This window comes from Pseudarthrobacter cremeus (genome assembly GCF_051857465.1).
Taxonomy (GTDB): domain Bacteria; phylum Actinomycetota; class Actinomycetes; order Actinomycetales; family Micrococcaceae; genus Arthrobacter.
In genome coordinates, this window is record NZ_JBPZHC010000002.1 from 212,327 (window position 1) to 236,264 (window position 23,938).

The 23,938-nt window shown below is 63.9% G+C and carries 23 protein-coding genes; 16 read left to right on the forward strand and 7 right to left on the reverse strand.

Translation table 11 applies throughout. The annotated features are described in order from the left end of the window. Nucleotides 1-38: 38 nt before the first annotated feature. Complete coding sequence (bcp, locus tag ACS5PJ_RS04695) at nt 39-518, reverse strand: thioredoxin-dependent thiol peroxidase (protein ID WP_439433750.1); 480 nt, start codon at nt 516-518, stop codon at nt 39-41. A gap of 278 nt (nt 519-796) precedes the next feature. Between bcp and ACS5PJ_RS04700 the strand changes: the two genes are divergently transcribed. After that, a complete protein-coding gene (locus tag ACS5PJ_RS04700) occupies nt 797-1,195 on the forward strand; it encodes a cupin domain-containing protein (protein ID WP_439433751.1) in 399 nt (132 codons plus the stop codon). A 35-nt stretch (nt 1,196-1,230) separates the two neighbouring features. On the opposite strand, the gene ACS5PJ_RS04705 is transcribed toward ACS5PJ_RS04700, so the two are convergent. Further along, nucleotides 1,231-1,812, reverse strand: coding sequence for a nucleoside/nucleotide kinase family protein (locus ACS5PJ_RS04705; RefSeq protein ID WP_439433752.1), 582 nt, complete (start codon nt 1,810-1,812; stop codon nt 1,231-1,233). A 53-nt stretch (nt 1,813-1,865) separates the two neighbouring features. Between ACS5PJ_RS04705 and ACS5PJ_RS04710 the strand changes: the two genes are divergently transcribed. Then, nucleotides 1,866-2,012, forward strand: a complete 147-nt coding sequence (locus ACS5PJ_RS04710; protein WP_439433753.1) for a hypothetical protein — start codon at nt 1,866-1,868, stop codon at nt 2,010-2,012. A 150-nt stretch (nt 2,013-2,162) separates the two neighbouring features. Here the strand turns inward: ACS5PJ_RS04710 and ACS5PJ_RS04715 are convergent, their stop codons facing one another. Further along, the gene (locus ACS5PJ_RS04715; protein WP_439433754.1) at nt 2,163-2,501 is read right to left on the reverse strand and encodes a hypothetical protein; all 339 of its coding nucleotides are present in this window, start codon (nt 2,499-2,501) and stop codon (nt 2,163-2,165) included. Between the two features lie 234 nt (nt 2,502-2,735). Between ACS5PJ_RS04715 and ACS5PJ_RS04720 the strand changes: the two genes are divergently transcribed. Further along, nucleotides 2,736-3,680, forward strand: coding sequence for an SMP-30/gluconolactonase/LRE family protein (locus tag ACS5PJ_RS04720; RefSeq protein WP_439433755.1), 945 nt, complete (start codon nt 2,736-2,738; stop codon nt 3,678-3,680). Nucleotides 3,681-3,793: 113 nt separating this feature from the next. Here ACS5PJ_RS04720 and ACS5PJ_RS04725 read toward each other — a convergent pair whose 3' ends face one another. Together ACS5PJ_RS04725 and ACS5PJ_RS04730 are read right to left on the reverse strand one after the other, a co-directional pair. Then, nucleotides 3,794-4,726 carry an SRPBCC family protein gene (locus ACS5PJ_RS04725; RefSeq protein ID WP_439433756.1) on the reverse strand — a complete coding sequence of 311 codons (933 nt, stop codon included), beginning with the start codon at nt 4,724-4,726 and terminating at the stop codon, nt 3,794-3,796. A 134-nt stretch (nt 4,727-4,860) separates the two neighbouring features. Continuing rightward, nucleotides 4,861-5,010, reverse strand: a complete 150-nt coding sequence (locus ACS5PJ_RS04730) for a hypothetical protein (RefSeq protein ID WP_439433757.1) — start codon at nt 5,008-5,010, stop codon at nt 4,861-4,863. Between the two features lie 201 nt (nt 5,011-5,211). Here ACS5PJ_RS04730 and ACS5PJ_RS04735 point away from each other — a divergent pair, with 201 nt between their 5' ends. Continuing rightward, a complete protein-coding gene (locus tag ACS5PJ_RS04735) occupies nt 5,212-5,823 on the forward strand; it encodes an NADPH-dependent FMN reductase (RefSeq protein WP_439433758.1) in 612 nt (203 codons plus the stop codon). Between the two features lie 20 nt (nt 5,824-5,843). On the opposite strand, the gene ACS5PJ_RS04740 is transcribed toward ACS5PJ_RS04735, so the two are convergent. Next, a complete protein-coding gene (locus ACS5PJ_RS04740; protein ID WP_439433759.1) occupies nt 5,844-6,317 on the reverse strand; it encodes a sensor histidine kinase in 474 nt (157 codons plus the stop codon). Between the two features lie 183 nt (nt 6,318-6,500). Here ACS5PJ_RS04740 and ACS5PJ_RS04745 point away from each other — a divergent pair, with 183 nt between their 5' ends. From ACS5PJ_RS04745 to ACS5PJ_RS04765, 5 genes are all read left to right on the forward strand, one after another. Further along, a complete protein-coding gene (locus tag ACS5PJ_RS04745) occupies nt 6,501-6,692 on the forward strand; it encodes a hypothetical protein (protein ID WP_439433760.1) in 192 nt (63 codons plus the stop codon). Between the two features lie 196 nt (nt 6,693-6,888). Then, the gene (locus ACS5PJ_RS04750; RefSeq protein ID WP_439433761.1) at nt 6,889-8,487 is read left to right on the forward strand and encodes a PucR family transcriptional regulator; all 1,599 of its coding nucleotides are present in this window, start codon (nt 6,889-6,891) and stop codon (nt 8,485-8,487) included. Continuing rightward, nucleotides 8,484-9,416, forward strand: coding sequence for a glutaminase (locus tag ACS5PJ_RS04755; RefSeq protein ID WP_439433762.1), 933 nt, complete (start codon nt 8,484-8,486; stop codon nt 9,414-9,416). The genes ACS5PJ_RS04750 and ACS5PJ_RS04755 overlap by 4 nt, the downstream gene beginning before the upstream one ends. Nucleotides 9,417-9,485: 69 nt before the next feature. Further along, nucleotides 9,486-11,000, forward strand: a complete 1,515-nt coding sequence (locus tag ACS5PJ_RS04760; protein ID WP_439433763.1) for an amino acid permease — start codon at nt 9,486-9,488, stop codon at nt 10,998-11,000. A gap of 56 nt (nt 11,001-11,056) precedes the next feature. Further along, complete coding sequence (locus ACS5PJ_RS04765) at nt 11,057-12,736, forward strand: thiamine pyrophosphate-dependent enzyme (protein WP_439433764.1); 1,680 nt, start codon at nt 11,057-11,059, stop codon at nt 12,734-12,736. Between the two features lie 26 nt (nt 12,737-12,762). On the opposite strand, the gene ACS5PJ_RS04770 is transcribed toward ACS5PJ_RS04765, so the two are convergent. Next, nucleotides 12,763-13,785: a LacI family DNA-binding transcriptional regulator gene (locus tag ACS5PJ_RS04770; protein WP_439433765.1), complete on the reverse strand. Its 1,023-nt coding sequence runs from the start codon at nt 13,783-13,785 to the stop codon at nt 12,763-12,765. A 162-nt stretch (nt 13,786-13,947) separates the two neighbouring features. Between ACS5PJ_RS04770 and ACS5PJ_RS04775 the strand changes: the two genes are divergently transcribed. The 7 genes from ACS5PJ_RS04775 to ACS5PJ_RS04805 all read left to right on the forward strand — a co-directional run bounded on the left by ACS5PJ_RS04775 (nt 13,948) and on the right by ACS5PJ_RS04805 (nt 23,766). Further along, nucleotides 13,948-14,883, forward strand: a complete 936-nt coding sequence (locus ACS5PJ_RS04775; protein WP_439433766.1) for a dihydrodipicolinate synthase family protein — start codon at nt 13,948-13,950, stop codon at nt 14,881-14,883. Between the two features lie 115 nt (nt 14,884-14,998). Then, complete coding sequence (locus tag ACS5PJ_RS04780) at nt 14,999-16,396, forward strand: MFS transporter (protein WP_439433767.1); 1,398 nt, start codon at nt 14,999-15,001, stop codon at nt 16,394-16,396. A 279-nt stretch (nt 16,397-16,675) separates the two neighbouring features. Then, nucleotides 16,676-17,887 carry an ice-binding family protein gene (locus tag ACS5PJ_RS04785; protein WP_439433768.1) on the forward strand — a complete coding sequence of 404 codons (1,212 nt, stop codon included), beginning with the start codon at nt 16,676-16,678 and terminating at the stop codon, nt 17,885-17,887. 268 nt (nt 17,888-18,155) lie between these two features. Continuing rightward, a complete protein-coding gene (locus ACS5PJ_RS04790; RefSeq protein WP_439433769.1) occupies nt 18,156-18,560 on the forward strand; it encodes a class F sortase in 405 nt (134 codons plus the stop codon). A gap of 447 nt (nt 18,561-19,007) precedes the next feature. Further along, complete coding sequence (locus ACS5PJ_RS04795) at nt 19,008-20,540, forward strand: extracellular solute-binding protein (protein WP_439433770.1); 1,533 nt, start codon at nt 19,008-19,010, stop codon at nt 20,538-20,540. Nucleotides 20,541-20,783: 243 nt separating this feature from the next. Continuing rightward, nucleotides 20,784-22,208 (forward strand): Gfo/Idh/MocA family protein, encoded by a 1,425-nt coding sequence (locus tag ACS5PJ_RS04800; RefSeq protein WP_439433771.1) that lies wholly within the window; start codon nt 20,784-20,786, stop codon nt 22,206-22,208. 502 nt (nt 22,209-22,710) lie between these two features. Beyond that, nucleotides 22,711-23,766, forward strand: a complete 1,056-nt coding sequence (locus ACS5PJ_RS04805; protein WP_439433772.1) for a LacI family DNA-binding transcriptional regulator — start codon at nt 22,711-22,713, stop codon at nt 23,764-23,766. Nucleotides 23,767-23,938 lie beyond the last annotated feature (172 nt).

Consider the following 23,938-nt stretch of genomic DNA (forward strand, 5'->3'; position numbering starts at 1 on the left):
GCGGAAGGGGGTAGCCGGAAAGATCTGGCCGGAAAGCGCTAGACGCCCAGCGCTTCCTTCAGTGCGGCGACGTGCCCCTGGGCCTTGACCTGGTACTGGGCCAGTGCCACTTTGCCCTCAGGATCCACCACCACGGTGGAGCGGACGATGCCCTCGGTGATTTCACCGTTGACGAGCTTTTCGCCCCAGGCGCCATAGGAGAGGGCCACCTTGTGGTCTTCGTCGGAGAGCAGCGGAAAGGTCAGGTCAAAGTCGCCGGTGAAGCTGGACAGCTTCCCGGGGGCGTCCGGCGAAACCCCCACCACTTCGTAGCCGGACCCCTGGAAGGAGGAGAGGCTGTCCCGGAAATCGCAGGCCTCGGTGGTGCAGCCGGGAGTGGCCGCGGCCGGGTAGAAGTAGACGATGACATTCTTGCCGCGGTACTGGGCAAGGGAGGTCGTTTTTCCGGAAGCGTCCTGGAGGCTGAAATCCGGGGCCTGGGTGCCGGGCTGAAGTTTGACGGTCAGTTGGGGGCTCATGCATTCCTCCGGGAGGTGGGGGCGGCTAAGGGCAAAACAAGTGAAGCGGCTTCCCGCTCTATGCACAACTTCGGCGTCACCTTCCGTATTCCGTGGCGCCTGGCGCCAGGCAACATAAAGTTAACATTCGGTCCATTGACTTCAGACAGCGCAGGGATAGCGTTAGAGATACACGATTTCGGTCTCCGCCACGTTTCCGCTCGATCGGTCTTCACGCTCAGGCCGGTCTTCTGCCCTTTAGCGCCCGCCGCAGAAAATTCCTAGGCTGTGTGTCCTTCATGACCGCAAATTTCATCAGAGCCCTTGCCGTTAAGTCCCTGGACATCCCGGACAAGAAGCGGTGTCCGGACAAGGCCGAGTTCGATCTCGTCACCGTTGATGACTACTCGGTGGCCCGCTTGATCCTGGCGCCCGGCTGGCGTTGGTCCGAATTGGTTAAACCCACCGAACTGACGGAGTTCTGTGAGCACAACCATCTCGGGTACTGCGTCTCGGGCAGCCTGGAGATTCAAACGTCCGACGGCGTGAGGTCCACCATCCACGCCCATGACACCTATGCGCTTCCTCCCGGCCATGATGAGTGGGTGGTGGGATCGGAGCCGTTCGTCGCCGTCGAGTTCCTGGGTGCGGCGTCCTTCGGGCGCCCGCGGAGCCGCGGAATGCACGCGCTCATCTGAGCTGCCCGGACGCCGTCCGGACCGGTTGCCCCGCACTAAACGCTGGTGAGGGTTCCGCCTTTGGTGAGGCTCCGCAGCCGGGCCAACAGAACGGCAGCGGGAACATCGGCGTCGATCACGGTGAACTGTGCATATTCGGGCAGGGACCGGTAGGCGTCCCTGAAGGACACCAGTTCCGCCAGCGTTTCGTTGTCCGTGCCGCGCGCCACGATGCGCCGGTGTGCCACGACAGGGTCTGCGTCCAGATGGACCACGGCGTCCGCAGCGGGAAGGGCCGCAAGCAGCCCGGGCAGCACCTTCCCCCGCGGCAGGCCCTTCGCTGCCCGCAAGGCCAGTTGGCAGTAGAGGTGCCGGTCCATCACCACCAGTCCGTCGAAGCGGCTTGCCCGGGCATGGGATATGAGCACGTTGACTGTGCGGAGGGTGGTTTCCACGGCGTCGGCGAGCCTGCCCGGCCAGCGGATTCCGAGGCGTTCCGCCACCACGGACATGCTTCGCCGGCCCGCGTGGTTGCTCAGCAGCAAGGCATTTCCACCTTCTGCGCGGGCCGCGGACACCAGGGTGCGGGCGGCCGTGGATTTTCCCGAACCGTCGATTCCGGTTAGGACAATGAGCACGTGGCCTCCTTCCGCCAAGGGTTTAACGGCGGAGCCCTGCTGATCGTCCCGGCATGCGGGGGAAGTCACATGAGGGCGCTACGTCAGTAGTCTTCTACGTCCTGTTCGCCTACGTGGCGACGGCCAAGGCCGACATGGCGCCGCCGCTGGTGAACCAGGGCTTCACGGAATCTCGCGCAGCACACCCGAACGCCTGGTGATGACACCCACGGCGGTTGTCCTGTCGGCCCTGTTCCTGATCCTGGCCCTGCAGTAGGCGTGGTTCAAACCCGGGACCGGGTCCCGGAGTCCGGGCGGGGGTGAAGCCGACGACGGCGGCCATCCGGCCGCCGTCGGGCGCTCACGGGACCTTACTTGCAGAAGGTCGACAACGCAGTGTTGGCTTCCTGGTTTTTGGCCTGCATCCCGGCGAGCTTGTCCTGGTCCGGTGTCTCCTTGGAGGCCTCGTCCGCGTAGTCGATGTAGGACCCGAGGGCAGGCTTGAGGTCATCAGAAGCCACAGCTTCGATGGGCCGGATCTGGTTGGCGAGGCGCACCAGGCCGGTCTTACCGACCTTGTTCGCCTGGTTCGAGAGGACAACCTGAACGCGCTCGCAGGTCTCGGCGGTGGAAAGTTGGTTCGGAGCCGTGCAGGCCGAAGCGGAGAACACGAGGCCGGCAGCGACCAGGACGGTGGCGAGTTTCTTCATGGGTCCCTCAGTAGGCGGTTGAGGTTTCGATTGTAAGCAGAGACCGCGGTCCGGCGCCGGGTCGGCGGTGTTGGCGGGCGTAGTGTGACCCGCGAACAAACGGGGTCCGGGGCCTGCAGAAGGGGGCGTCAGGCTCTGGCGGGCCTGCTGCCGAGGTGCCTAAACTGGCAGGACAACCGTGCGGGTTCCCGCATGTGTGGGCCCGTGCGGATCGGTCCTATCCAAGGAAGCATTATGGCCCGCACAACGCAGAATTCAGGAAAAGTACAACGACGTACCGCCCTCTGGTTCATCGCCCTGATGGGTCTGCTGGCGCCTGCCGTCCCGGCCGCGGCTGCTCCGCCAGAAGACTCAGAAATCGTCCTCCCGGGCGCCACGTCGGCCGAGGGCATAGCCGCCGGGGAGGGAACCACCTTTTACGCAGGCGATTTGGGTACCGGTGACATCTTCCGCGGTGACATCCGCACCGGCGAGGCAAAATTGTTCATCGACGCCCCCAACGATGGCAGAGCCGCCGTCGGCATGAAGGCCGATACCCGCAACGATCTCCTGTTCGTGGCGGGCGGCGCCACCGGCAAGGCCTTCATTTACGACACCGAATCCGGGAAGCCGGTCAAAACGGTCGAACTGGCGCCAGGTTTCATCAACGACGTCACGCTGACACCGGACGGAGCCTGGTTCACCAACTCTGCCGCCGCCGAGCTGTACTTCATTCCGGTCAGCCGGAGCGGTGTGGTGGGGGAGGTCCACAAGCCATTCCTGAAGCTGACCGGGCCGGCAGCGGACGCTTCTGATCCCTTCAACCTCAATGGCATCGCTTCTGCCCAGGGCGGGAAGACGCTGATTGTCGCCCACTCCGGAAATGGCGAGCTCTACACCGTCAATCCGGAGACCGGCGCAAGCGCCCTCATAGGGGGAGTGAGCGTGCCCAATGTCGACGGAATCCTCGTCAGGGGCCATCAGCTGTGGGCCGTTCAGAACTTCACGAACCAGGTCAGCCACATCAGGCTGTCCGGGGACCTTTCTTCGGGAAGGGTCCTGGACGTCATCACGAGTGAGGACTTCAACATTCCCAGCACTGCCGCGCTGTTCGGGAACACCTTGGGCGTTGTGAACGCCCAGTTCATGGATGTGAAGGACAAGGATTTTGAGGTGGTGCTGGTCCGCGCACGGAACTAAGCTCCAGCACCGAAACCTCCAGGCGCCTGTCGGCTCCCAGGAACGGCTGCGCTCACAGGAACGGCTCTGCCCCGCAAGATCGTTGCGGGGCAGAGCCGTCTGTGCGGGGCAGGTCAGTGCTGGCCGAGGTTTCCGCCCAGCGGCGGAACGTTTCCGGTCACTGTGCTGTCCTCGCGGCGCTGGCCGGCACTGCGCGTTTCGCCGTCCGCGGTTTCGTCGGATTCACCGTCGAAGTCCACCAGACCGTTGGTCTGGTCGAAGGGGTGCCCGGGCGAGCGTTCGCCGCCGCCCACGGTGCTGGCTGCCGAGCCGGTGCCGGCCGTCGTCGTGGTGCCGGTAACTGTATCCGAGGGGACATGCCGGATCGGCGTCGGTTCGCCGGCCCGTACTGGCTCGTCCGCAACCGGTGCAACCGGGGTCACGGTCACGTCCCGCGCGTCGGTGTCGTCCTTCTTGCCGCCGCTCATGGCTGCGGCTGCCCCGGCAACTGCGGCCACTCCGGCTGCTGCTACCTTGCCGGAGATGCCGGCCTTGCCTGAATCGCCGCGTGATGCGGCAGCATCCTCCACCCCGGGGGTGCCCACAGTGGCGCCCTGATTGACGGAGCCACGCCAGGCGCCGCTGGCGTAGCCTGCGTCCTCGATGAAGTCCTTGAACCGCTTCAGGTCTGCCTCGGCCTGGCGGTCAACCACGTTCAGCTTGTCGCCGACCTTCTCGATGATGCCTTCGGGATCGTATTCGAGGCTGAGGTGGATGGAGGTCTGGCCGCCGCCCACATCTTCGAACTCTACGGCACCGGCGTTGGTGGCGCCTTCGGTGGCGGCCCAGGCAACCTTACGGTCCGGGACCTGCTCCAGGACCCTGGCGGTCCACTGCCGGCGGACGCCGGCGATTTCCGCCACCCATTCCAGCTGGTCGTCGCTGGTCTGCTTGACGCTCTTCACCCCGCCCATGAAATGCGGAAACTCTTCGAACTGGGTCCACTGGTTGTACGCCGTGCTCACCGGTACGTTCACCAGAATGCGTTTTTCCACCTTCGTGCTCATAGCGGTCTCCTTTGTGTAGAACCGGATCTGATGAAGGGTTCAACAATTCATCAGCATGCTTAGCATATAGTCCGATCCGAGCTCATGGCCAGCCTCTAGGGGCCATTTTCCTGAGCCAAGGTAGCTGTTGAGCCTCAGTGGGCGGCCTCCTGGGGGTCGTCCGGTTCGGCGCCTTCGGCCGGTTCCTGCGAGTGAACGCGGATGTCGGTGGGGTCCGCGGATTCGTCCCCCTCGGCCGGCGCCTCGGCGTGAATGCGCTGCGCCGTTTCTGATTTTTCCTTCATGACAGCTGCTCCCGTGGTGTGCGTGGATAGTCCCCCGATCATCATTCAGCGCCCGTGCGGACGGGGTGTCAAGATCCTTGGCTGGACCTCTGGCCGCTTGGACCGTTCTGTGCTGGACTAGGGAAGCACTGTGCCGCTTCACCAAACAAAAAGCTCTATTGGCCAGCCGGCTGGGCTGGCTGTTTTGGGAAGGAACATTTCATGGCAACGCACAAAATCGGATACTTCGTTGGGAGCCTGGCCACCGGCTCCATCAACCGCACGCTCGCCACCGCCCTGATCAAGCTGGCCCCGGAGAACCTTGAGTTCACCGAGATCCCCATCAAGGACCTGCCGCTCTACAGCTACGACTACGACGCCGATTTCCCGCCCGCAGGTCGGGCCCTCAAGGAAGCCATCGAAGGCTCGGACGGCATCCTGTTTGTGTCCCCCGAATACAACCGCTCCATCCCCGGCGCCCTGAAGAACGCCATCGACTGGGGCTCCCGGCCGTGGGGGACAAACTCCTTCGCACGCAAGCCCACCGGCATCATCGGCGCGTCACCAGGCGGGATCGGGACCGCAGTGATGCAGTCCTCCATGCGCAGCGTGCTGAGCTTCCTGGACGCCCCCCAACTGAACGCCCCGGAGGTCTATATTCAGTTCAAGCCCGAGGTCTTCGGCGCCGACGGCGAGATCAAGGATGCATCCACCGCCAAGTTCCTGCGGCACTACATGGACGAGTACGGCGCGTTCGTCGAGCGGGTGCTGGCAGCCAACGCCCCGGGCCACATCGGTGACCTGGAGCCTGATCCGGACAAGCTTTCACGGTAGGTGCCCTGCGCTGAGCCAGGTCAGTCCAGGGGTAGGGTGACCGTGATGGTGGTGCCCTGCCCTGGCTCGGAGCGGATGTCCACGGTGCCGCCGGCTTCGTGGACTGCCACGGACATCAGCCGCAGGCCGTAACCGTGGTGCCGCCCGCTGACGGCGAGCCGGCTGTCAAAGCCTGAGCCGTCGTCGGACACCACCAGCCGTACGCCGTGGCCCACTGCCGCGAGCTGGAGGCTGAGTTCGGAAGCATCCGAGTACTTGTAGGCATTGCTCAAGGCTTCGCGGGCCGATTGGTAGAGCAAAGACGCGCAGTCCGCCGGGATCTCGATGCCCCAGTGCGGAGTATCCCAGCGGACTGCTGTGCCTTGCTGGCGGAGGGGACCGGTGAGCCGGTCAATGCAGCCGGCGAGCCCCAGGCTATGGAAATCGAGGGGATGGTGATCAGTGATCACGCCTCCCACTGCGTCTACTTCTTCCAGAGCTGGTCGGTTTCCCATGACTCTTCCTGCTTCCCCCGCCATCATTTGTGGTGATAAGCCCAGCGTGAACCCATAACTGCATGGGTTCGCAAGGCTTAGCTCAAGATCGAATCAATTTTGTTCTCAGGGATGTTCGCCGGAATCAGGAGCCATCCGATTCGCGCGCTGATAGCGTTATCGCCCACCAACGAAGGAGGGGCCATGACCGTCAACTCACCTGAATCCCTGCCCGACGACGAGGAGCCGCAGGGTGCCGCTGTGAAGGATACGGCGGGGAACGGCGAAGCAGGGAAGGCCGACGACGGCGTCCCCACCGGTGCTGACGGCGTCGGCTTGGGTCTGACTCATGAGCCGACTACCTTCGAGCCCGAAGAGGACCCGGAAGCGGACTAAGGCGGGACCAAAAAGTCGTCGTTGATCTCGGTGAGTTCCCCAGGGCTATACAGGGCATTAGCGGTCCAGATTTGGTCAGCCAACCGAAAAGCTGCCACGGCATTTGGGTTTCTTTACATATTTTGGGGAAGCCTGCCTCGATAGCATGAGGTGACCGGACAGAGCCGTCCGGTCACCTCAACGCAGAAGGAAGCCCATGGCAGCGGTTACGGTGGACGATATCCTCTCGGATCTCCCCCTGGGTTTCGCCAGCCTCATCCTCCGGCCCGCTGCGGCCGGCGTTGAGATTGACCGGTTCCTGATAGTGGACGCGGATGATGAAACGTCCGACGGCGGCGCGGCCTTTGTCCTGCTGATCGGCGTCCGCGGACGCTCGGCTTTGCCCGCTCTGCGCCGGCTCTTGAAGAACCCGCCGCCGGTGGTCGCCGTCAAGGGACAACGTGAAGAGCTCGCCGAAGCGGAAGAGCTGCTCCGCGATGCCGGCACTGGCCTGCTCCTGGTGGATCCGGGGGCTGACTGGGACCGGCTGTTGACCATCGCCAGGGACCGCATCCAGCCGCCCAGCTACCAGCGCGAGGTGCTGACTCTGCTGGAAGAGGACCTGTTTGCCATCGCCCAGACCACCGCAAGGCTCACATCAAGCCACGTGCTCATCGAAGATGCAGCCAACAAGGTGCTGGCATATTCCACTGTTTCGAATGACATCGACGAGCTGCGAAAGGCATCCATCCTCGCCCGGCGCGGTCCGCGTAAATACGAACTGCTGCTCAAGGACCTGGGCGCCTACCGTGAACTGCACAGGACCCGGCTGCCGGTGCGTGTACCGGCCCGGCCACAGGACGGACTGCGGGAACGCGTGGCCATCACACTGTTCGCCGGGGACCGGATCATGGGCTACATCTGGCTGCAGGAAACCGGGGCCGGTTTCGGCGCGGACGTCGACTACGTGCTCACCGGATCTGCTGCACGGGCCTCGGCCGAACTGATCCGTTACCGCAACCAGCAGTCAGTACATATGCGCGAAGACCGCATTGTGCGGATCCTGTCAGGTCCGGCGGAAGCCTCGGCCAGCGCACACAGCGAGAAGATCCCCGCGGAGCGCCCGGCCGCACTGATCCTGATAGGAATATCCGATGCCGAAGCCCAGGCCGACGACGCGGCCCTGAAGCACGGCGAACTCGCCAATCTCGCATCCATCCACGCCGCTGCGTACAAGGCGTCCGCCGTCGTGGGCCAGTTCAAGGGCGACACCGCGGTGATTGTCCCTGGCCTGCAGTCAATTGCCGCGGAGCCCGGGCTCCGGAGCCTGGCCGAATCAATCATCCGGGATGCCGGCAAGCACCTGGGCATCAGCCCGTTCGCGGCCGTCGGTCCGGTAGTCCCGGACTTGCTCTCCCTGCACGCAACCACCCGTATCACCGCTGCCCTGTTGGGTTGCGTGGGCACATCTGCGGACACATCGGTTGCAACCGTGGACGACTTCGAGGGCGAGATCCTCTTCCGCGAGGCGGTGCAGAATTTCACGTCCTCCACGTTCCGCCACCGCAGCCTCACAGCGCTGCTGCGGCAGGACGCCGAACTCGCCGAAACCCTGCACGCGTACTTCGAAGCATCCCTCGACGTCGCCGAGTGCGCCAGCAGGATGGGGCTGCATAAGAACACCGTCTATTACCGGATCGGCAAGGCTTCCCGGGCCACTGGCCTGAACTTCGGCAACCCCCGGGACTCGCTGGTGGCCCTGCTCCACGTCCAGGAATGGGCCGGCACACGCAAAGAACAATGGGGCAGGAAATGACCACAGAACTCAAGGCGCCGCCGCTCGACGCGATACTGGCGGACATCGTCCGCAGCCACCGGCCACAGCGGGAAGCGGGTTCTGTCCCGGCCAACATCCCCTTCCTCGCAGCGGTCCCCTTCAACAGGTTCGGAATCGCCGTTGCCACAGCCTCCGGTGAGGTGTTCAGTTCCGGCGATGCCGATGTCCCGTTCTCCATCCAAAGCATCTCCAAAGTGTTCACCCTGGCATTGGCGCTTCGAGGCGACAGTTCAGGAAAGCTATGGACCCGCGTGCTGCGCGAACCCTCCGGCACCCCGTTCAATTCCCTGGTGCAGCTGGAAGTGGAGCACGGAATCCCGCGGAACCCGTTCATCAACGCCGGCGCCCTGGTGGTCACCGACCACCTGATGGAAGAAACCTCCGACGCCGCCACCCGGCTGTTGCGGTTCCTCACCGCCCAGGCGGCCAGCACGGGGCCCTTCATCGACGAGGCCGCCGCAGCCAGCGAGCTTTCCGGCAGCAGCCGAAACCTGGCGTTGGCGCACTTCCTGAAAGGCTTCGGCAACCTGAAGCAGGCCGCGGAATCAGTGGTGGAAAACTATGTCCGCCAATGCTCCATCATGATGACCTGTGTTGAACTCGCCAAAGCCGGCCTCTTCCTCGCCCGGGACGGCCAGGGGGCGCTCGGAACAGTGGTGTCACCCAGCGAAGCGAAACGCATCGGCTCCATCATGCTGACGTGCGGGATGTACGATGCCGCGGGCGAGTTCGCCTACCGCGTGGGCCTTCCGGGAAAGAGCGGCGTGGGCGGCGGCATCCTGGTCATAGTTCCAGGTGTTTGTGCCATCTGCGTCTGGAGCCCGCGGCTGGATGCCAAAGGGAACTCCCTAGCCGGCACCGCCGCTCTTGCCGATCTTTCCGACCGCACAGGCTGGTCCGTTTTCTGAACCCCTGGCTGCACCCCACAACTTCCTTCCCAACCCAGCAGGATCTTCTCCGTATCGAAAGGATCAACCATGCCCATCGACCCCAATGACGAGGTTGCAGCGAACCAGCTCGACGGCGGCCATGCGCACGCCAGCGAAACAGCCCTCCACGCGGAGGACAAGGGCTACCACAAGAACCTCAAGCCGCGGCAGATCCAGATGATCGCGATCGGCGGTGCGATCGGCACCGGCCTGTTCCTGGGCGCGGGCGGCCGCCTCAACGCCGCCGGACCGTCCCTGGTCATCGCCTACGCGGTCTGCGGTTTCTTTGCTTTCCTCATCCTCCGGGCACTGGGCGAACTGGTGCTCCACCGGCCCTCGTCGGGCTCGTTCGTCTCCTACGCCCGTGAATTCTTCGGTGAGAAGGCCGCCTTCGTCTCCGGCTGGTTCTACTGGATCAACTGGGCCACCACCACCATCGTGGACATCACCGCAGCCGCCATGTACATGCACTTCTTCGGCCACTACATCCCCTGGATGGCAGAGGTACCGCAGTGGGCCTGGGCCCTGATCGCCCTGGTGGTGGTCCTCGCCCTGAACCTGGTCTCCGTGAAGGTCTTCGGCGAGATGGAATTCTGGTTCGCCCTGATCAAGGTCGCGGCCCTGGTCATCTTCCTCATCGTCGGCACCTACTTCGTCATCTTCGGCACCCCCGTGGACGGCCAGCAGGTGGGCCTGAGCCTCCTCTCGGACAACGGCGGTATCTTCCCCAACGGCCTGCTCCCCATGATCATCCTCATGCAGGGTGTCCTGTTCGCCTACGCCTCCATCGAACTGGTCGGCACGGCCGCCGGCGAAACCGAGAACCCGGAAAAGATCATGCCCAAAGCCATCAACTCCGTGGTCTTCCGCATCGCCGTGTTCTACGTCGGCTCCGTCATCCTCCTCGCCCTGCTCCTGCCATACACCTCCTACGAAAAGGGCGTCAGCCCCTTCGTGACCTTCTTCGGCTCCATCGGCATCCAGGGTGTGGACGTCATCATGAACCTCGTCGTCCTCACCGCCGCACTCTCCTCCCTCAACGCCGGGCTCTACTCCACCGGCCGCATCCTCCGCTCCATGTCCGTCAACGGCTCAGCACCCCAGTTCGCCTCCCGCATGAACAAAGCAGGCGTCCCCTACGGCGGCATCGCCATCACCGCCGCCGTCTCCCTCCTCGGTGTCCCGCTGAACTACCTGGTCCCGGCCCAGGCATTCGAAATTGTCCTCAACGTAGCCTCAGTGGGCATCGTCATGACCTGGGCCACCATCGTCCTCTGCCAGATCCAGCTCAAACGCTGGGCAGACAAAGGCTGGCTCGAACGCCCCTCCTTCCGGATGTTCGGCGCCCCCTACACCGGCTACCTCTCCTTCCTCTTCCTCCTCGGCGTCCTCGTGATGGTCTTCATCGAATCCCCCCTCACCATGCTCGTCACCGCCATCGCCTCCGCCCTCATGGTCGCCGGCTGGTACGCCTGCCGCCACCGCATCCGCGAAATCGCCCAAGCCCGAGAAGGCTTCACCGGCAGCGCACCCGTCATCGCCAACCCCACGCCCATCAGGTAGCCCCGCACCGTTCACTGAACGAACTGCCCAACAGTCCGAAGAGCCGAAGAAAGCCCATGACAACTGAAATTGAAGAAATCCCGACCGCACCGACCGCTCTCCCTGCACGCAAATCGGCCGGGCACGTGATTGTTGATTCGCTGGTGGCCCACGGTGTGGAGCGAAGCTACGTGGTTCCCGGTGAGAGCTTCCTGGACGTCCTGGATGGCCTGCACAACTCGGAGATCACAACGGTCGTCTGCCGGCACGAAGGCGGCGCCGCCTATATGGCCGAGGCCGACGGCAAGTTGCACCAGCGCCCTGGCATTGCGATGGTGACCAGGGGGCCCGGCGCGGCAAACGCCCATGTGGGGCTGCACACCGCATGGCAGGATTCCACCCCCATGTTGCTGTTCGTCGGCCTGATCCCGTTCGCGCACCGGGACCGGGAAGCGTTCCAGGAGTTCGACATCAAGGCCTGGTTCGATACCGGCGCGAAGCGTGTCATGGTCCTGGACCATGCGGAGCGTGCGTCCGAGATCGTGGCCGAGGCGATGTTTGCGGCCATGAGCGGGCGGCCGGGCCCGGTGGTGGTGGGCCTGCCGGAAGACATTATCCGGCAGCTGATGGATCCTGCACTGCACCCCGTCATTCCGGTGGCAGCCGGCGGCATGAGCAGCACCGACGCCGCTGCGCTGGAGGCTGCACTGGCAGAGTCACGCAAACCGCTCTTTGTCACAGGGGGCAACGACTGGACGCAGGAAACAGCCGGCCAGCTAACCGAATGGCTGGAACGGCACCACATCCCGGCAGCAGCTGAATGGCGGACCCAGGGAACGGTCTCGTTCGATTCCCCGTCCTACGTAGGGCCCATTGGCTACGGCCGCCCACGCCCGACATACGACCTGCTGGAGGAAACTGATCTGCTGGTGTTTGTGGGGACAGTGCCGGGCGATGTGATTACGGACGGCTTCGTCTGCCGGCAGGACTGGAACAAAAAGAACTTCCTGGTCACGGCCGACCCCTCGCTCCGTGGCCGGTCGGGTCCCGTTTCGCGGCAGATTCTGGCCAAGCCCGAGGCCTTTGTCCGCGACCTCGTGGGAATCGACCTGCCGGTAAAGGAAGAGTGGAAGGCGTGGACGGACCGGATGCGGGGCGAGCAGGAGCGGTTCGCCGCGCTGCCCGGGGTGGCCCCGCCCGCGGGGCAGGCAAGGATGGACACTCTCATGGCGAACCTCGTGCCTCGGCTGCCGGAGGACTCACTGGTGACGTTCGGTGCGGGCGAGCACACCAACTGGGCCCACCGCTACTTTCCGACCCGACGCTACGCCTCCATGATCAGCGCCCGTAACGGCTCAATGGGCTACTCGGTCCCCTCGGCCATCGCGGCGTCGCTGGCCGAACCCGGGCGGCGTGTGGTCACCATCGCCGGCGACGGGGAGTTCCTCATGAACGGCCAGGAGCTGGCCACGGCGGCCCAGTACGGGGCCACGCCGCTGGTGATCGTCATGGACAACCAGGAATATGGCACCATCCGCACCCACCAGGAGCGGCACTATCCCTCACGCGTGTCCGGGACCCAGTTGAAGAATCCAGACTTCGGCATGATGGCCAGGGCCTTCGGCGGTTTCGGGATCACCGTCACCGAAGATCAGGACGTTAACGCCGCGCTCGACGGTGCCCTGGCGGCAATCGATGAGGACGGCGTCTTTGCCCTCATCCATCTCATTGTGGAACAGCGGGTCAGGGCTTACTGAGCTGGGCCGGCCGTAGACAAATCCTCTTACGTGTGTCGGGGGCCACCGCTGGATTCGCGCGGTATGAGGGTGGGCATGGCACGGCGGATGCGGGGTTCCATGCCGGGGTTGACGATCAGTTCGATGGCGGTCGCGGCAATTTGGTCCAGTGGGACCCGGACGGAGGACAGGGGAGTGGGGAGCCTGGCCGATAAGGGGGTGTCGTTGTAGCCGACCAGAGCAAGGTCCTTGCCTACGGTAATGCCAGAGCGGTGGGCGGACGCCATGATGCCCATGGCGATGTTGTCATTGGCGGCAAATATGGCGGTGGGACGCTTCCCGGTACTTTTCGCCAATAGGTATTCCCCGGCCGTGTATCCGTTTTCGATGCCGTACCCGGCAGCGATGAGCCAGTCTTCGGGAGTGCTCAAACCCGCTTCGTCCATCGCTTTACGGGCGCCGGCAAGCCGTGCCAGGCCCGAAGACGTGAAGGACGGGCCGGTAACGACGGCGATGTCCTGATGGCCCAGGTCAACGAGATGCCGGACAGCCAGGTAGCCGCCTACTTCATCGTCTCCGAGTGCTGAGGGACTTTCTCCGTCAGTTCGCAGTACCAGGGCGTGGGCCACTGCGCGTTTGCGCAAGAGCCGAGGCAACTCGTCGTCGAGCCGTGCTGTTGCGAGGATGAGGCCGTCCACGTTGCGGTCCAACAGTGTTTCAGCAGCCCGGCGTTCGTCGTCCGGATCGTCACCGCTGGTGGCGACCATCGCAAAATAGCCGCGGGCAGCGGCTGCGCGCTCAAGTTCCTCGAACATCAGTGCCATGACCGTGTCGCTGAGGCGGGGCACCAGAACTCCCAGGGTGCGCGTTTCGCCGCGGCGGAGGCTGGAAGCAAAGGAGTTCCGCCGGTACCCGAGCTCCTCTGCAATCTTCCTCACGTGCACAGCAGCGGCCGACCGTGAAGCGGTGCCCCGTTCGTCCAGTGCGCGGCTTGCGGTGGACACGCTTACGCCGCTGGCGGCCGCGACATCCCTGAGGGTGACGCTAGTGGCTGCGGCTGGCGGTTCCATGTGAATACTCCTGGTCGGGGTTGTGTTAAAAGACACTCTATTTCCTCCGTCTTGGAAATCTGCTCTTGACAGTGAGCTGGACCACGCCGCAGAATGAAAACGTTCCCGCAAACGTTCTCACATTCTACCGGGACTACGATCTAGATAACAGAGGAAGCTCTCATGACCATCGATCTCCGCGGGCTGGTTCCCGCTCCTGTAACGCCTTTCAACCGTGACGGCAGTGTCGACGTCGACGCCATCCACCGCCTTGGCGGCTGGCTGGCCGGCGTCGAAGGCGTCAAAGGCCTCGTCGTCCTGGGCCATGCCGGCGAGGGAACGTTCCTGACTCAGGACGAGCAGGCTCTCGTCATCCGTGAATTCAAAAACGCCGTGGGCGGCGAGATCCCGATCATCGCCGGCATTACCGGTGAAGGCAACACCGTCGCGGCCCTGGAGGCCAAGCGCGCAGTCGAGGCAGGCGCTGAGGCAGGCCTCGTTTACCCGTCCCACGGCTGGCTGCGCTTCGGCTACCAGAAGGGTGCTCCGCAGACCCGCTACAAGGAAATCTACGAAACGTCCGGCCTGCCGCTGATCCTCTTCCAGTACCCGGACGCCACCAAGGCCACCTACGATCTGGAAACCCAGCTGGAGATTGCCGGCCAGGAAGGTGTTTTTGCCACCAAGAACGGTGTCCGGAACATGAAGCGCTGGGATACCGAGATCCCTGTCCTGCGGGCAACCTACCCGGAACTGCAGATCCTCACCTGCCACGACGAATACCTCCTGCACACCATGTTCGACGTCGACGGCGCGCTGGTCGGTTACGGCGGACTTGCCCCCGAGCCCCTCGTGGAGCTCATCGCCGCCGGTAAGGCGAAGGACTACGCCGCCGCCCGGGCCATCCACGACCGCCTCCTGCCCGTGACCAGGACTGTCTACCACCGCGGATCGCACATGGAAGGCACTGTTGCACTGAAGGAAGGCCTCGTGGCCCGCGGTATCCTTGAGCACGCCACGGTCCGTCCGCCGCTGCTTCCCCTGGCCGAAGGAGCCGGCGAAGAAATCGCCCAGGCTCTGAAGTCCGCCAACCTCGGCAGCGTCACCGTCTCAGCCTGATCTTCGGATCCCAGTGGATGGCGGGCAGCCGCCCGCCCTCCACTCCAGACCCTTAACACTCCCACTCTTGGTCAATGAGGACCCCAGCACCGCAGCTGGAGAAGGAGGACTCGCTATGCGCGAGCCGAACAACACCGCAATAATGGCCAGCGGCCCCGAGGCCGCCCGAATCAACGCGCAGCTCGTGGCCAGGCTCGAACGGCTCCCGGTCACCCGACGCCTGACCCTGATCCGCGTCATCATCGGTTCAGCAACCTTTTTCGACGCCTACACCGTGCTGGCCATCGCGTTCGCAATGCCCCAATTGGTGACCGAATGGCACCTCAGCGCAGGCGAGATAGGCATGATCCTCTCCGCCGGTTACGTCGGACAGATTTTCGGGTCGCTCTTCTTCGGACACCTGGCCGAGAGGATCGGGCGGCTGCCAGTCCTGCTCATCACCATCCTGCTGTTCGTGTCCATGGACGTCGGCTGCCTGTTCGCCTGGGGCGCCTGGTCCATGATCGTCCTGCGTTTCCTCCAGGGCATCGGCACCGGCGGCGAAGTGCCGGTTGCCAGCGCCTACATCAACGAATTCATCGGTGCCAAAAAGCGTGGCCGGTTCTTCCTCCTCTACGAGGTGATCTTCCCCGTCGGCCTGATGTTCGCAGGAATCGCCGGCTACTTCCTGGTCCCGGTCTTCGGCTGGAAAGCAATGTTCATCGTCGGCCTCATCCCTGCAGTCCTGACCATCCCCATGCGGGCACTGATGCCCGAGTCCCCCCGCTGGCTCGCCTCGACCGGACGCATTGCGAAAGCCGACGCCGTGGTCAGCATGCTCGAAAACGAAGCACTCAAATCCGGGGCGACGCTTGCGGAACCAATCGTGCGGCCTGTGGACCCCAAGGCCACCGCCCGCTCCGACTGGCGCGAACTCTTCAAAGGCATCTACCGCAAACGGACCTTCACGATCTGGTTCCTGTGGATCTGTGTCTACATGGTAAATAACGGCCTCATCACCTGGCTGCCGACCCTCTACAAGCAGACCTTCAACCTGCCACTGCAGACCAGCCTCGCCTACGGCTGGGTGACATCCGCCGTCGGCGTGATTGCTTCCATTCTTTGCGCACTGCTGATCGACCGGGTGGGCCGCAAACGCTGGTACTCCGTGGCCTTCCTGGGTTCCACCGTCCCGCTCATCATTCTCACGGCGCTCGGGGCTGTATCCGCGACCCAGGTTGTCATATTCGCCAGCGTCGCCTACGCGATCCTGCAGACCATCTCGTTCTCCCTGTACCTGTACTCCGCCGAACTCTACCCCACCCGGCTCCGCGCCATCGGTACTGGCTTCGGCAGCGCGTGGCTGCGGGCAGGTTCCGCTATCGGGCCGCTCCTCGTGGGCTGGATCGTGGACAACTTCGGAGTCAGCTATGTCTTCACCGTGTTCGCTGCAGTCGCCCTCATCGGAGGACTCATCACGGTTGCTTTCGCCATCGAAACCAAGGGCCGGGTCCTGGAAGAACTCTCACCGTAAATCCAGTACGCAACTGACCGTGCGAAAGCGGCCCAGACCTCCCGGAGGCTGGGCCGCTTTCTCGTGGAACGGGTCCGCGAACCGTCCAAATCAGCCCTGACCTGCAGGGATATGGCTGCACGCCTGCAGCTAGCGCCGCGGTCCCGCAGAGACTCGTTTCCTGCCAGCCCAGATCCGTAGGTCAGGCGCGGTTTCGGGCGTACAGTCCGTTGGTAAGCTCCCTTACAAATTTGTTGGGCAGTGTCCGAGGGTGTTTGCCCTCCTGGGGAAGGAACTGCCATGCAACTCAGTGCCGCGCAACAGGAACAACATCATTCCGCCTCGGGTTTACCACGCCGTCGCAGAGCAGCAACGGCATCCGGGGCAACGGGAGTTTTTCTCCTTGCCGCCGCCTTGCTGTGGCAGCAGTCAGCGGCCTTCGCTGCAACCCCGGTGGGTCTGGGCACGGCGGCCTCATACTCCGTGCTCGCCGGCACAACGGTGACCAACACCGGTCCCACCACCCTCCAAGGTGATGTGGGGGTTAGCCCCGGCAGTGCGGTTACGGGTTTCCCGCCGGGCGTGACGACCGGGACCATTCACGCAGCAGACGCGGTGGCTCTCCAGGCGCAGTCCGACGTCGGCATTGCCTACGACAACGCTGCCGGCCAGGCATTGACCACCAGCGTATCAGGAGACCTGGTGGGGCGGACCCTGACGGAAGGTGTCTACAACTCCACTTCTTCACTGGCGCTCAGCGGGCAGCTCACCCTCGACGGCCAGGGAAATCCCAACTCCGTCTTTGTCTTCCAGGTGGCTTCGGGCCTGACCACCGCCTCAGCCAGCAGCATCATCCTGACCAACGGGGCCCAGGCCTGCAACGTGTTCTGGCAGGTGGGCAGCTCGGCCACTCTGGGCACGGCGTCGATCTTCAAGGGAACAATTCTTGCCCTCACCTCCATAACGGTCGCGACCGGTGCGACGGTGGAGGGGCGGGCCATGGCGCGGAACGGGCAGGTCTCCTTGGACACCAATGTGTTCACCACTCCGGCCTGCATCACGGCGCCAACCACCTCGGCGCCCCCCACCACGGGCACGCCGACGGCGACAGGGACGCCGACCGACACAGCGTCAGCAACCGCGACGCCGACGGCGCCAGCCACATTGGGTGCCACGCCGACAGTAACCGCGACGGCAACTTCGTCTCCGACCGCAACGGAAACACTCGCAGCGGGGGCAGGCGGCACCGGAACAGATGCGCCCACCTCGGCGGCGCCGCTGGCCGATACCGGTTCCGGCAACGGGGCCGGAGCAGGAGCGGGCGCCGGAACAGGGGCAGGGGCGGGCGCAGCGGGCGGCCGGAACCAGGGCACCAACGTTGACACGGCGGTTGGCGTGTCCAACGAGGAAACGGCGGCCTTCGGAGCAATTCTGGCCGGTCTGGGATTGACTTCAGCACTGGTTGTGGGCGCCAGGTTGGCGGCCCGCAGGCGCCGCAACGTCCAGGAGTAGCGGCTTGCGGCGGGCAGCGGTAAGAGGCAGGCACCTCCGCACGCGCGGCCCGGCACGGAACTGGAGCAGGGCGGCGGTCACCCGGTCCATTGTTGGTGCCTTAGCCCTGTCCGTTTTGCTTATCGGCTGGGGATCGTCGCAGGCTACAGTTCCGACGACGACGGCGCCGCCCCCAGCTCCGCCGGCAAGTCCGCCCCCACCGGCCCCAGCGGTTGTCACCGCTGCGCCCGGCTCACCGCCACTGCATATCACTTACCCGGCCGCGGCGATGGACCAGGCCGTCCTGCCGCTGACGCCAACAGAGGAGGAGAGGAGCCTCGCGGCCATCGTTCCTCCGCCCACGGCGGATGCGTATTGGCTCACCCCCTACGGTGTCCCCGGCGCTGGGTCCACGAACACCACCTACATCGCGGGGCATAGCCGGGAAGGCCGGGCTTCGCCATTCAACAACATCAGTTCGCTGGCAAAACCTGGGGACCGGCTGACCGTCACCACGGCCGAGGGGCCCCTCGACTACACCGTTGACCGGATCACCACCGAAAACAAGGACACCCTGAAGGACAGCGCGATCTGGGACAAGGTGCCGGGCCGGCTCATCCTCATCACGTGCTTTACCGAGGACCTGTGGGGCAAGAACATCATCGTTCAGGCCAGCCCGGTACCTGCCAACTAGCTGCTCCTTCCCTACCCTTCGATCCTCCGCTCGACACCATGTCAGTCCCGGCGCATGGGTCCCGTGCCTCACGCCATATCCCAGAGGCCTTCAGTCAGGCCGGCCTGACCTCACCAGTGACGGCAGTGGCGGTCATGCCGCTTCCGTGCCCGGCGGGAACATGCCGACGGACAAGTCAAGGAATGTAACGATTCAAAGGATTCTCTTGACGTATCAACCCGTTGCGCCTAGTTTCGAGAAAGCGGTTACTTAGGTGACGGCCGTCGTGATCGAAAGCGCCTTCAACACTTCAGTGGAAGGCTAATTTTTTTGTAGTCCGTGACCGGTCACGAATCTCATTTCCCGGACGCAGTATGCGACGCAGCGTCTTACGCCGAACCGGAGTTGCACCTGGAGTGCAGCGCCGAACTGACCGAATCTACCCCGAAGAAGTGGACAAAGAACCCCATGATCAACAGAAAACTCAGCCTGGCCGCCGCCGTCGTTTCCGCCGCGGCCCTGACCCTGACTGCATGTGGAGGAGGCGAAACCCAGTCCGCGGACCTGTCCACCATCAAAATGATGGCCCCATTTCTTGAGGCTCAGCCCCCGTCACCCGATGGCGCCGTTCAGAAAAGGCTTGAGGAGTTGACCGGCAAGGACGTGGGGATCACCTGGGCACCGAACGCCTCCTACGAAGACAAGACAAATATCACCCTGGCCTCGTCGGAGATTCCGCACGTCATGGTCATGCAGGGGAAGACGCCGGGTTTCGTGAAGAACGCCCAGGCCGGCGCGTTCTGGGACCTGACCGACAAGCTGGACGGTTACCCCAACCTGAAGACCACCTTCCCCGACGTACAGAAGAGCGCCAGCCTGAACGGCAAGGTCTTTGGCGTGTTCCGCGCCCGAGGACCCATGCGTGCGCTCGTGATGTTCCGTCAGGACTGGCTGGACAAGTTGGGCCTGGCAGCACCGAAAACCACCGAGGACCTTTACAAGGTTGCCAAGGCCTTCACCGAGCAGGACCCGGACGGCAACGGACAGGACGATACCTGGGGCATCACTATCCCCAAGTGGGGTGGCGGGCTGGGCACGCACAGCCCCTACGACATCATGGAAGAGTGGTTCGGTACCGGAAACCGCTGGACCGAGAGAGACGGCAAGCTGGTCCCCAGCTTCGAGACCGAGGAGTTCCTGGAGGCAAACCGCTTCGTCAAGAAGATGGTGGATGAGAAGCTCATCAACCCGGACTTCGCCACCTTTGACAGCACCAAGTGGAACGAGCCGTTCCTTAACGGCAGGGGCGGCATCATTGTCGACGTGGACACCCGCGTGCACAGCCTGGTCAACCTCTTCAAGCAGGCCAACCCCAATGACTTCGAGAACAAGGTAGGTTTCGTCGGCAATCTCACGGGCCCGGACGGCGAACTGCACGCCCACCCCACGGACGGCTACGGCGGGTTCCTGGCCATTCCCAAGGCCAGTGTCCATACCGAGGCAGAGCTGAAGACTGTGTTGGAGTTCCTGAACAAGATGAATTCCAACGAGACGCAGGTGCTGTTTAAGAATGGCATCGAAGGCGTGAACTTCACCCTGCAGGAGGGTAAGGCCGCCCCGATCAAGCCCGAAACTCCTGAAGGCAAAGCCGTGGCCACCGATATCAAGACCTACGCGCAGCTGGGCACCAGCGTGACGGGAAACAACTTCTACCTCCCAAAGGAAGCCACCGACTACGAGCAGAAAGTCGTCAACAAGCGCATCGAGGTCACGGCGGCGGATCTCAAGAGCGCGGTTTACAACCCGGCAGCACCCTATGTCTCGGCCACCTACGTGTCCAAGGGCGCCCAGCTGGACAACATTGTGGCTGATGCGCGGATCAAGTACCTCGCCGGCCAGATCGATGAGCAGGGTTTGAAGGACGCCATCAAGCTGTGGAACACCAGCGGCGGCGACAAAGTCAAGGAAGAGATCAACAAGCTCTGGCAGGACAACAAGTAAATGTCAGCGCCTGTTATTGACACCACGAACGCGGAGCGGGCGCAGTCCATTACGTCCGCTCCGCGGAAGTGGGGCAAGTCCTCGGTCCGTTTCGCGCTGCTCCAAGGAATGCAACGATTTCGACGCCGTCCGGGCGCGGATGGCGCTGACCGAGTAAACAAGCTTTGGCAAGCCGAAATGACACCATCATCATCCAACCCGAGGCCGTCCGGCCGGGTTTTGAGCTTTCGAAAGGGACCCTTCATGGTCAACACAGTCGAATCGAGTTCTGCTACCGCTGCCGGCACGTCCGGCCTGCTGCAGCCGGGCCAGCACACCAAGGCACGCATCGCCCTCATCGGTACCGGCGGACGCTCCGAGATGTACATCCGTGCGATCTTCGGAAAGCACTCGGACACCGCGGAACTCATCGCCTTCTCAGACGTGAACCCCGGCCGGGTGGAGTTCTACCAGAAGCTCATCCAGGAACTCGGTGCGCCTGGCCCGGTTGCCTCCTTTGACCCGGCAGAGCTCACCGCGTTCATCCAGGCCAACAGCATCGACCGCGTCGTGGTGACCACGCCTGACTACACCCATGCCGACTACATCGTGGAGGCACTGGAGGCGGGCGCCGACGTCGTCGTCGAAAAGCCCCTCACCATCGACGCCGAAGGCTGCCGCCGCATCACCAAAGCCGTGGAGGAGACGGGCCGCAACGTGGTGGTCACCTTCAACTACCGGTACTCGCCGCGGAACAGTGCGCTGAAGGAAGTCATCCAGAGCGGCGTGATCGGCAAGGTCACCTCGATTGATTTCAGCTGGGTCCTCGACACCGTCCACGGCGCGGACTACTTCCGCCGCTGGCACCGGGAGAAGAAGAACTCCGGCGGCCTGCTGATCCATAAGGCATCCCACCACTTCGACCTCGTGAACTGGTGGATCAACGATGTCCCGGAGCGCGTGTTCGCCTCCGGCGGGCTGAAGTTCTATGGCGATAAGAACGCCGCCGAACGCGGCCTGGGTCCGCGTCCGGAGCGTGGAACGCCCGACGCCGGGGCTCCGGCCGCCGCCGCAAAGGACCCGTTCACCCTGGACCTTCGGGAGGATGAGCGGCTCAAGGCGCTGTTCCTGGATAACGAGCACTACGACGGTTACCGCCGCGACCAGGACGTCTTCACCGGCGGCATCACCATCGAGGACAACCTGGCACTCGTGGTGGAGTACCAGGGCGGCCCGCGGCTGAGCTACTCCCTGAACGCCCACAGCCCGTGGGAGGGCTACCGGGTTGCCGTCAACGGCACCGAAGGCCGTGCCGAACTCGAAGTGGTGGAACGCGCCGCCGTCCTGAACAGCACGGACAAGAAGACCGTGGTGGACCCGAGCGCCACCCCCATTCAGGAGGAGGACGCCGTCCGCCGCAACGGTGAGCGCCTGGTGGTCCAGCGCCACTGGGAAGCAGCCTACGAGGTGCCCATCGTCAACGGCGAGGGCGGCCACGGCGGCGGCGACGAACTGCTCCTCTCGGACCTCTTCAACGGCCCGGGCGAGGACCCGCTGGGCCGCCCGTCCGGCTACCTCGACGGCCTCCGCTCAGTCTCCGTGGGCATCGCCGGCAACCGCTCCCTGGAGTCATCCCTCCCCGTCCGCATCGAAGACCTGGACCTCGGCGCCGACCTCCGCCGCCGCTAACACCGCTGAGTAGTCCTTTCTGCTGGGGCACGGAAGCAGAGGAGGACTTGGAGACGGTCGTCTCCAAGTCCTCCTCTTTGCTGCAGCAAGGCTGCCCAAGCCCGAGGTCGATTTCATTGGGCTCCGTGAGGGCGTGACGCGGCTCGTCCCATGTTTCACACTCGTGTGGTCTCCATCGACACGGAAAGGGACCGCCCCGGACGCCGGCAAGGAGGTGCGGCGTCCGGGACGGCCGGTATAAAGGGCCCCTGGCGTAGTCGATGCAGTGAGCCACTGGCAGGCAACGCAATCAGGCCGAGAGGGTTGCCGCTCGGGTCGATGATCTGACGCGCCCGTGAACGGGTTCACACTATTCCGTGACCGGTCACGTAATGCTAAGCAGTCCAACCCGCGTTGTCAATGAAGGGGAAGAACCAGGGCGACGTAGGAAGTGGGGTCGCCGGCAAGCAATAGCCCGCGACTATAGTTTGCTCATGTGCAATTCCTCCAGGCGCCGGCAGCGATGAGCGACTCTACAGTTGATTCCGCACGGGCACGCAGCGGGCGTCCGGTTAAGGCATCCGAGGGGCGCATTGCCCAGCCAGGCCGGGTCACGATTCGAGACGTTGCCCGGGCAGCCGGCGTATCGCGGCAGACGGTCACTCGCGCCATCAATGACATGTCGGAGATTAGCGAGGAGACGCGGCAGCGCGTGATGGCGACTGTTGAGGAGCTCGGGTACCGGCCGAATCGCTTCGCAATCGACCTCTCACGGCAACGGACGCACTCGGTCGGACTGATCGTGGGAACGTTCCGCAATCCCTACTACGCGCAACTGGCCGATGCCTTTGTCAGCGAGCTGCGGAGCCGCGACTGGCAGGTGGTAGTGGGCACTGCCGATCAGGGTGAAGCTGAAGCCGTTCGTTCCATGGCCTCGCAAGCCGATGCCATCATCGGCTACTTTTTGGAGCCCCCGGCGAAGTTCGCTCCGGCAGCCCGGGGCGTGCCGATCGTCCAACTGGAGGAGCGGGCCACCATGCCGGGCGTGCACTCGGTGGAGCTCGACTTTCAGGCGGGAATCACAAACCTGGTCACAGCCCTTCGGGCAAAAGGTGCCCGCCGGTTCGCCATGATCGACTCCTCGCGACCAGCTTCCCACGGAACCGCGGTTGGATCGCCGCGTCGCCACTTATTCGAACAGGCGGTCGGAGCCCCATGCCTCGTGGTCGAAGAGCCCGAGACGATCGCCGGCGGCGTCGATGGTCTCAGGAAGTTGCTTGCCCAGGATCCCCGTATTGACACCGTTCTGGCCTTCAATGACCTGATGGCGATGGGGGCCGTGCAGGGAGCGCACACACTGGGAGTAGATGTGCCCGGCAAGGTGAGGATCGTGGGCATCGACGGCATTTCGCTCGGTGAAGCCATCAGCCCGACACTCACAACGCTGTCATTGGAGACCCAGGCTGTCGCAGCCGCAGCAGCATCCATTCTCGGGGAGCTCTTCGCCACAGAACCGATGCCGTCCGCGTCAATCACGCGGACAGTCACTCCGGTTGTGCTGTGGCGGGAATCAGCGTAACCGCACCACAACCATTGACATAGCCGCTACGGTACACCTAGCATTACGTGACCGGTCACGGAGTTCCGTGACCGGTCACGAATCGCCTTTCGTCGGTGTCTAGTCGACTCGAGCCCCGGCTTGAATGCAGTAGTTCCGACTGCAACGGGCAACCTAATCCACTGAGTAATGC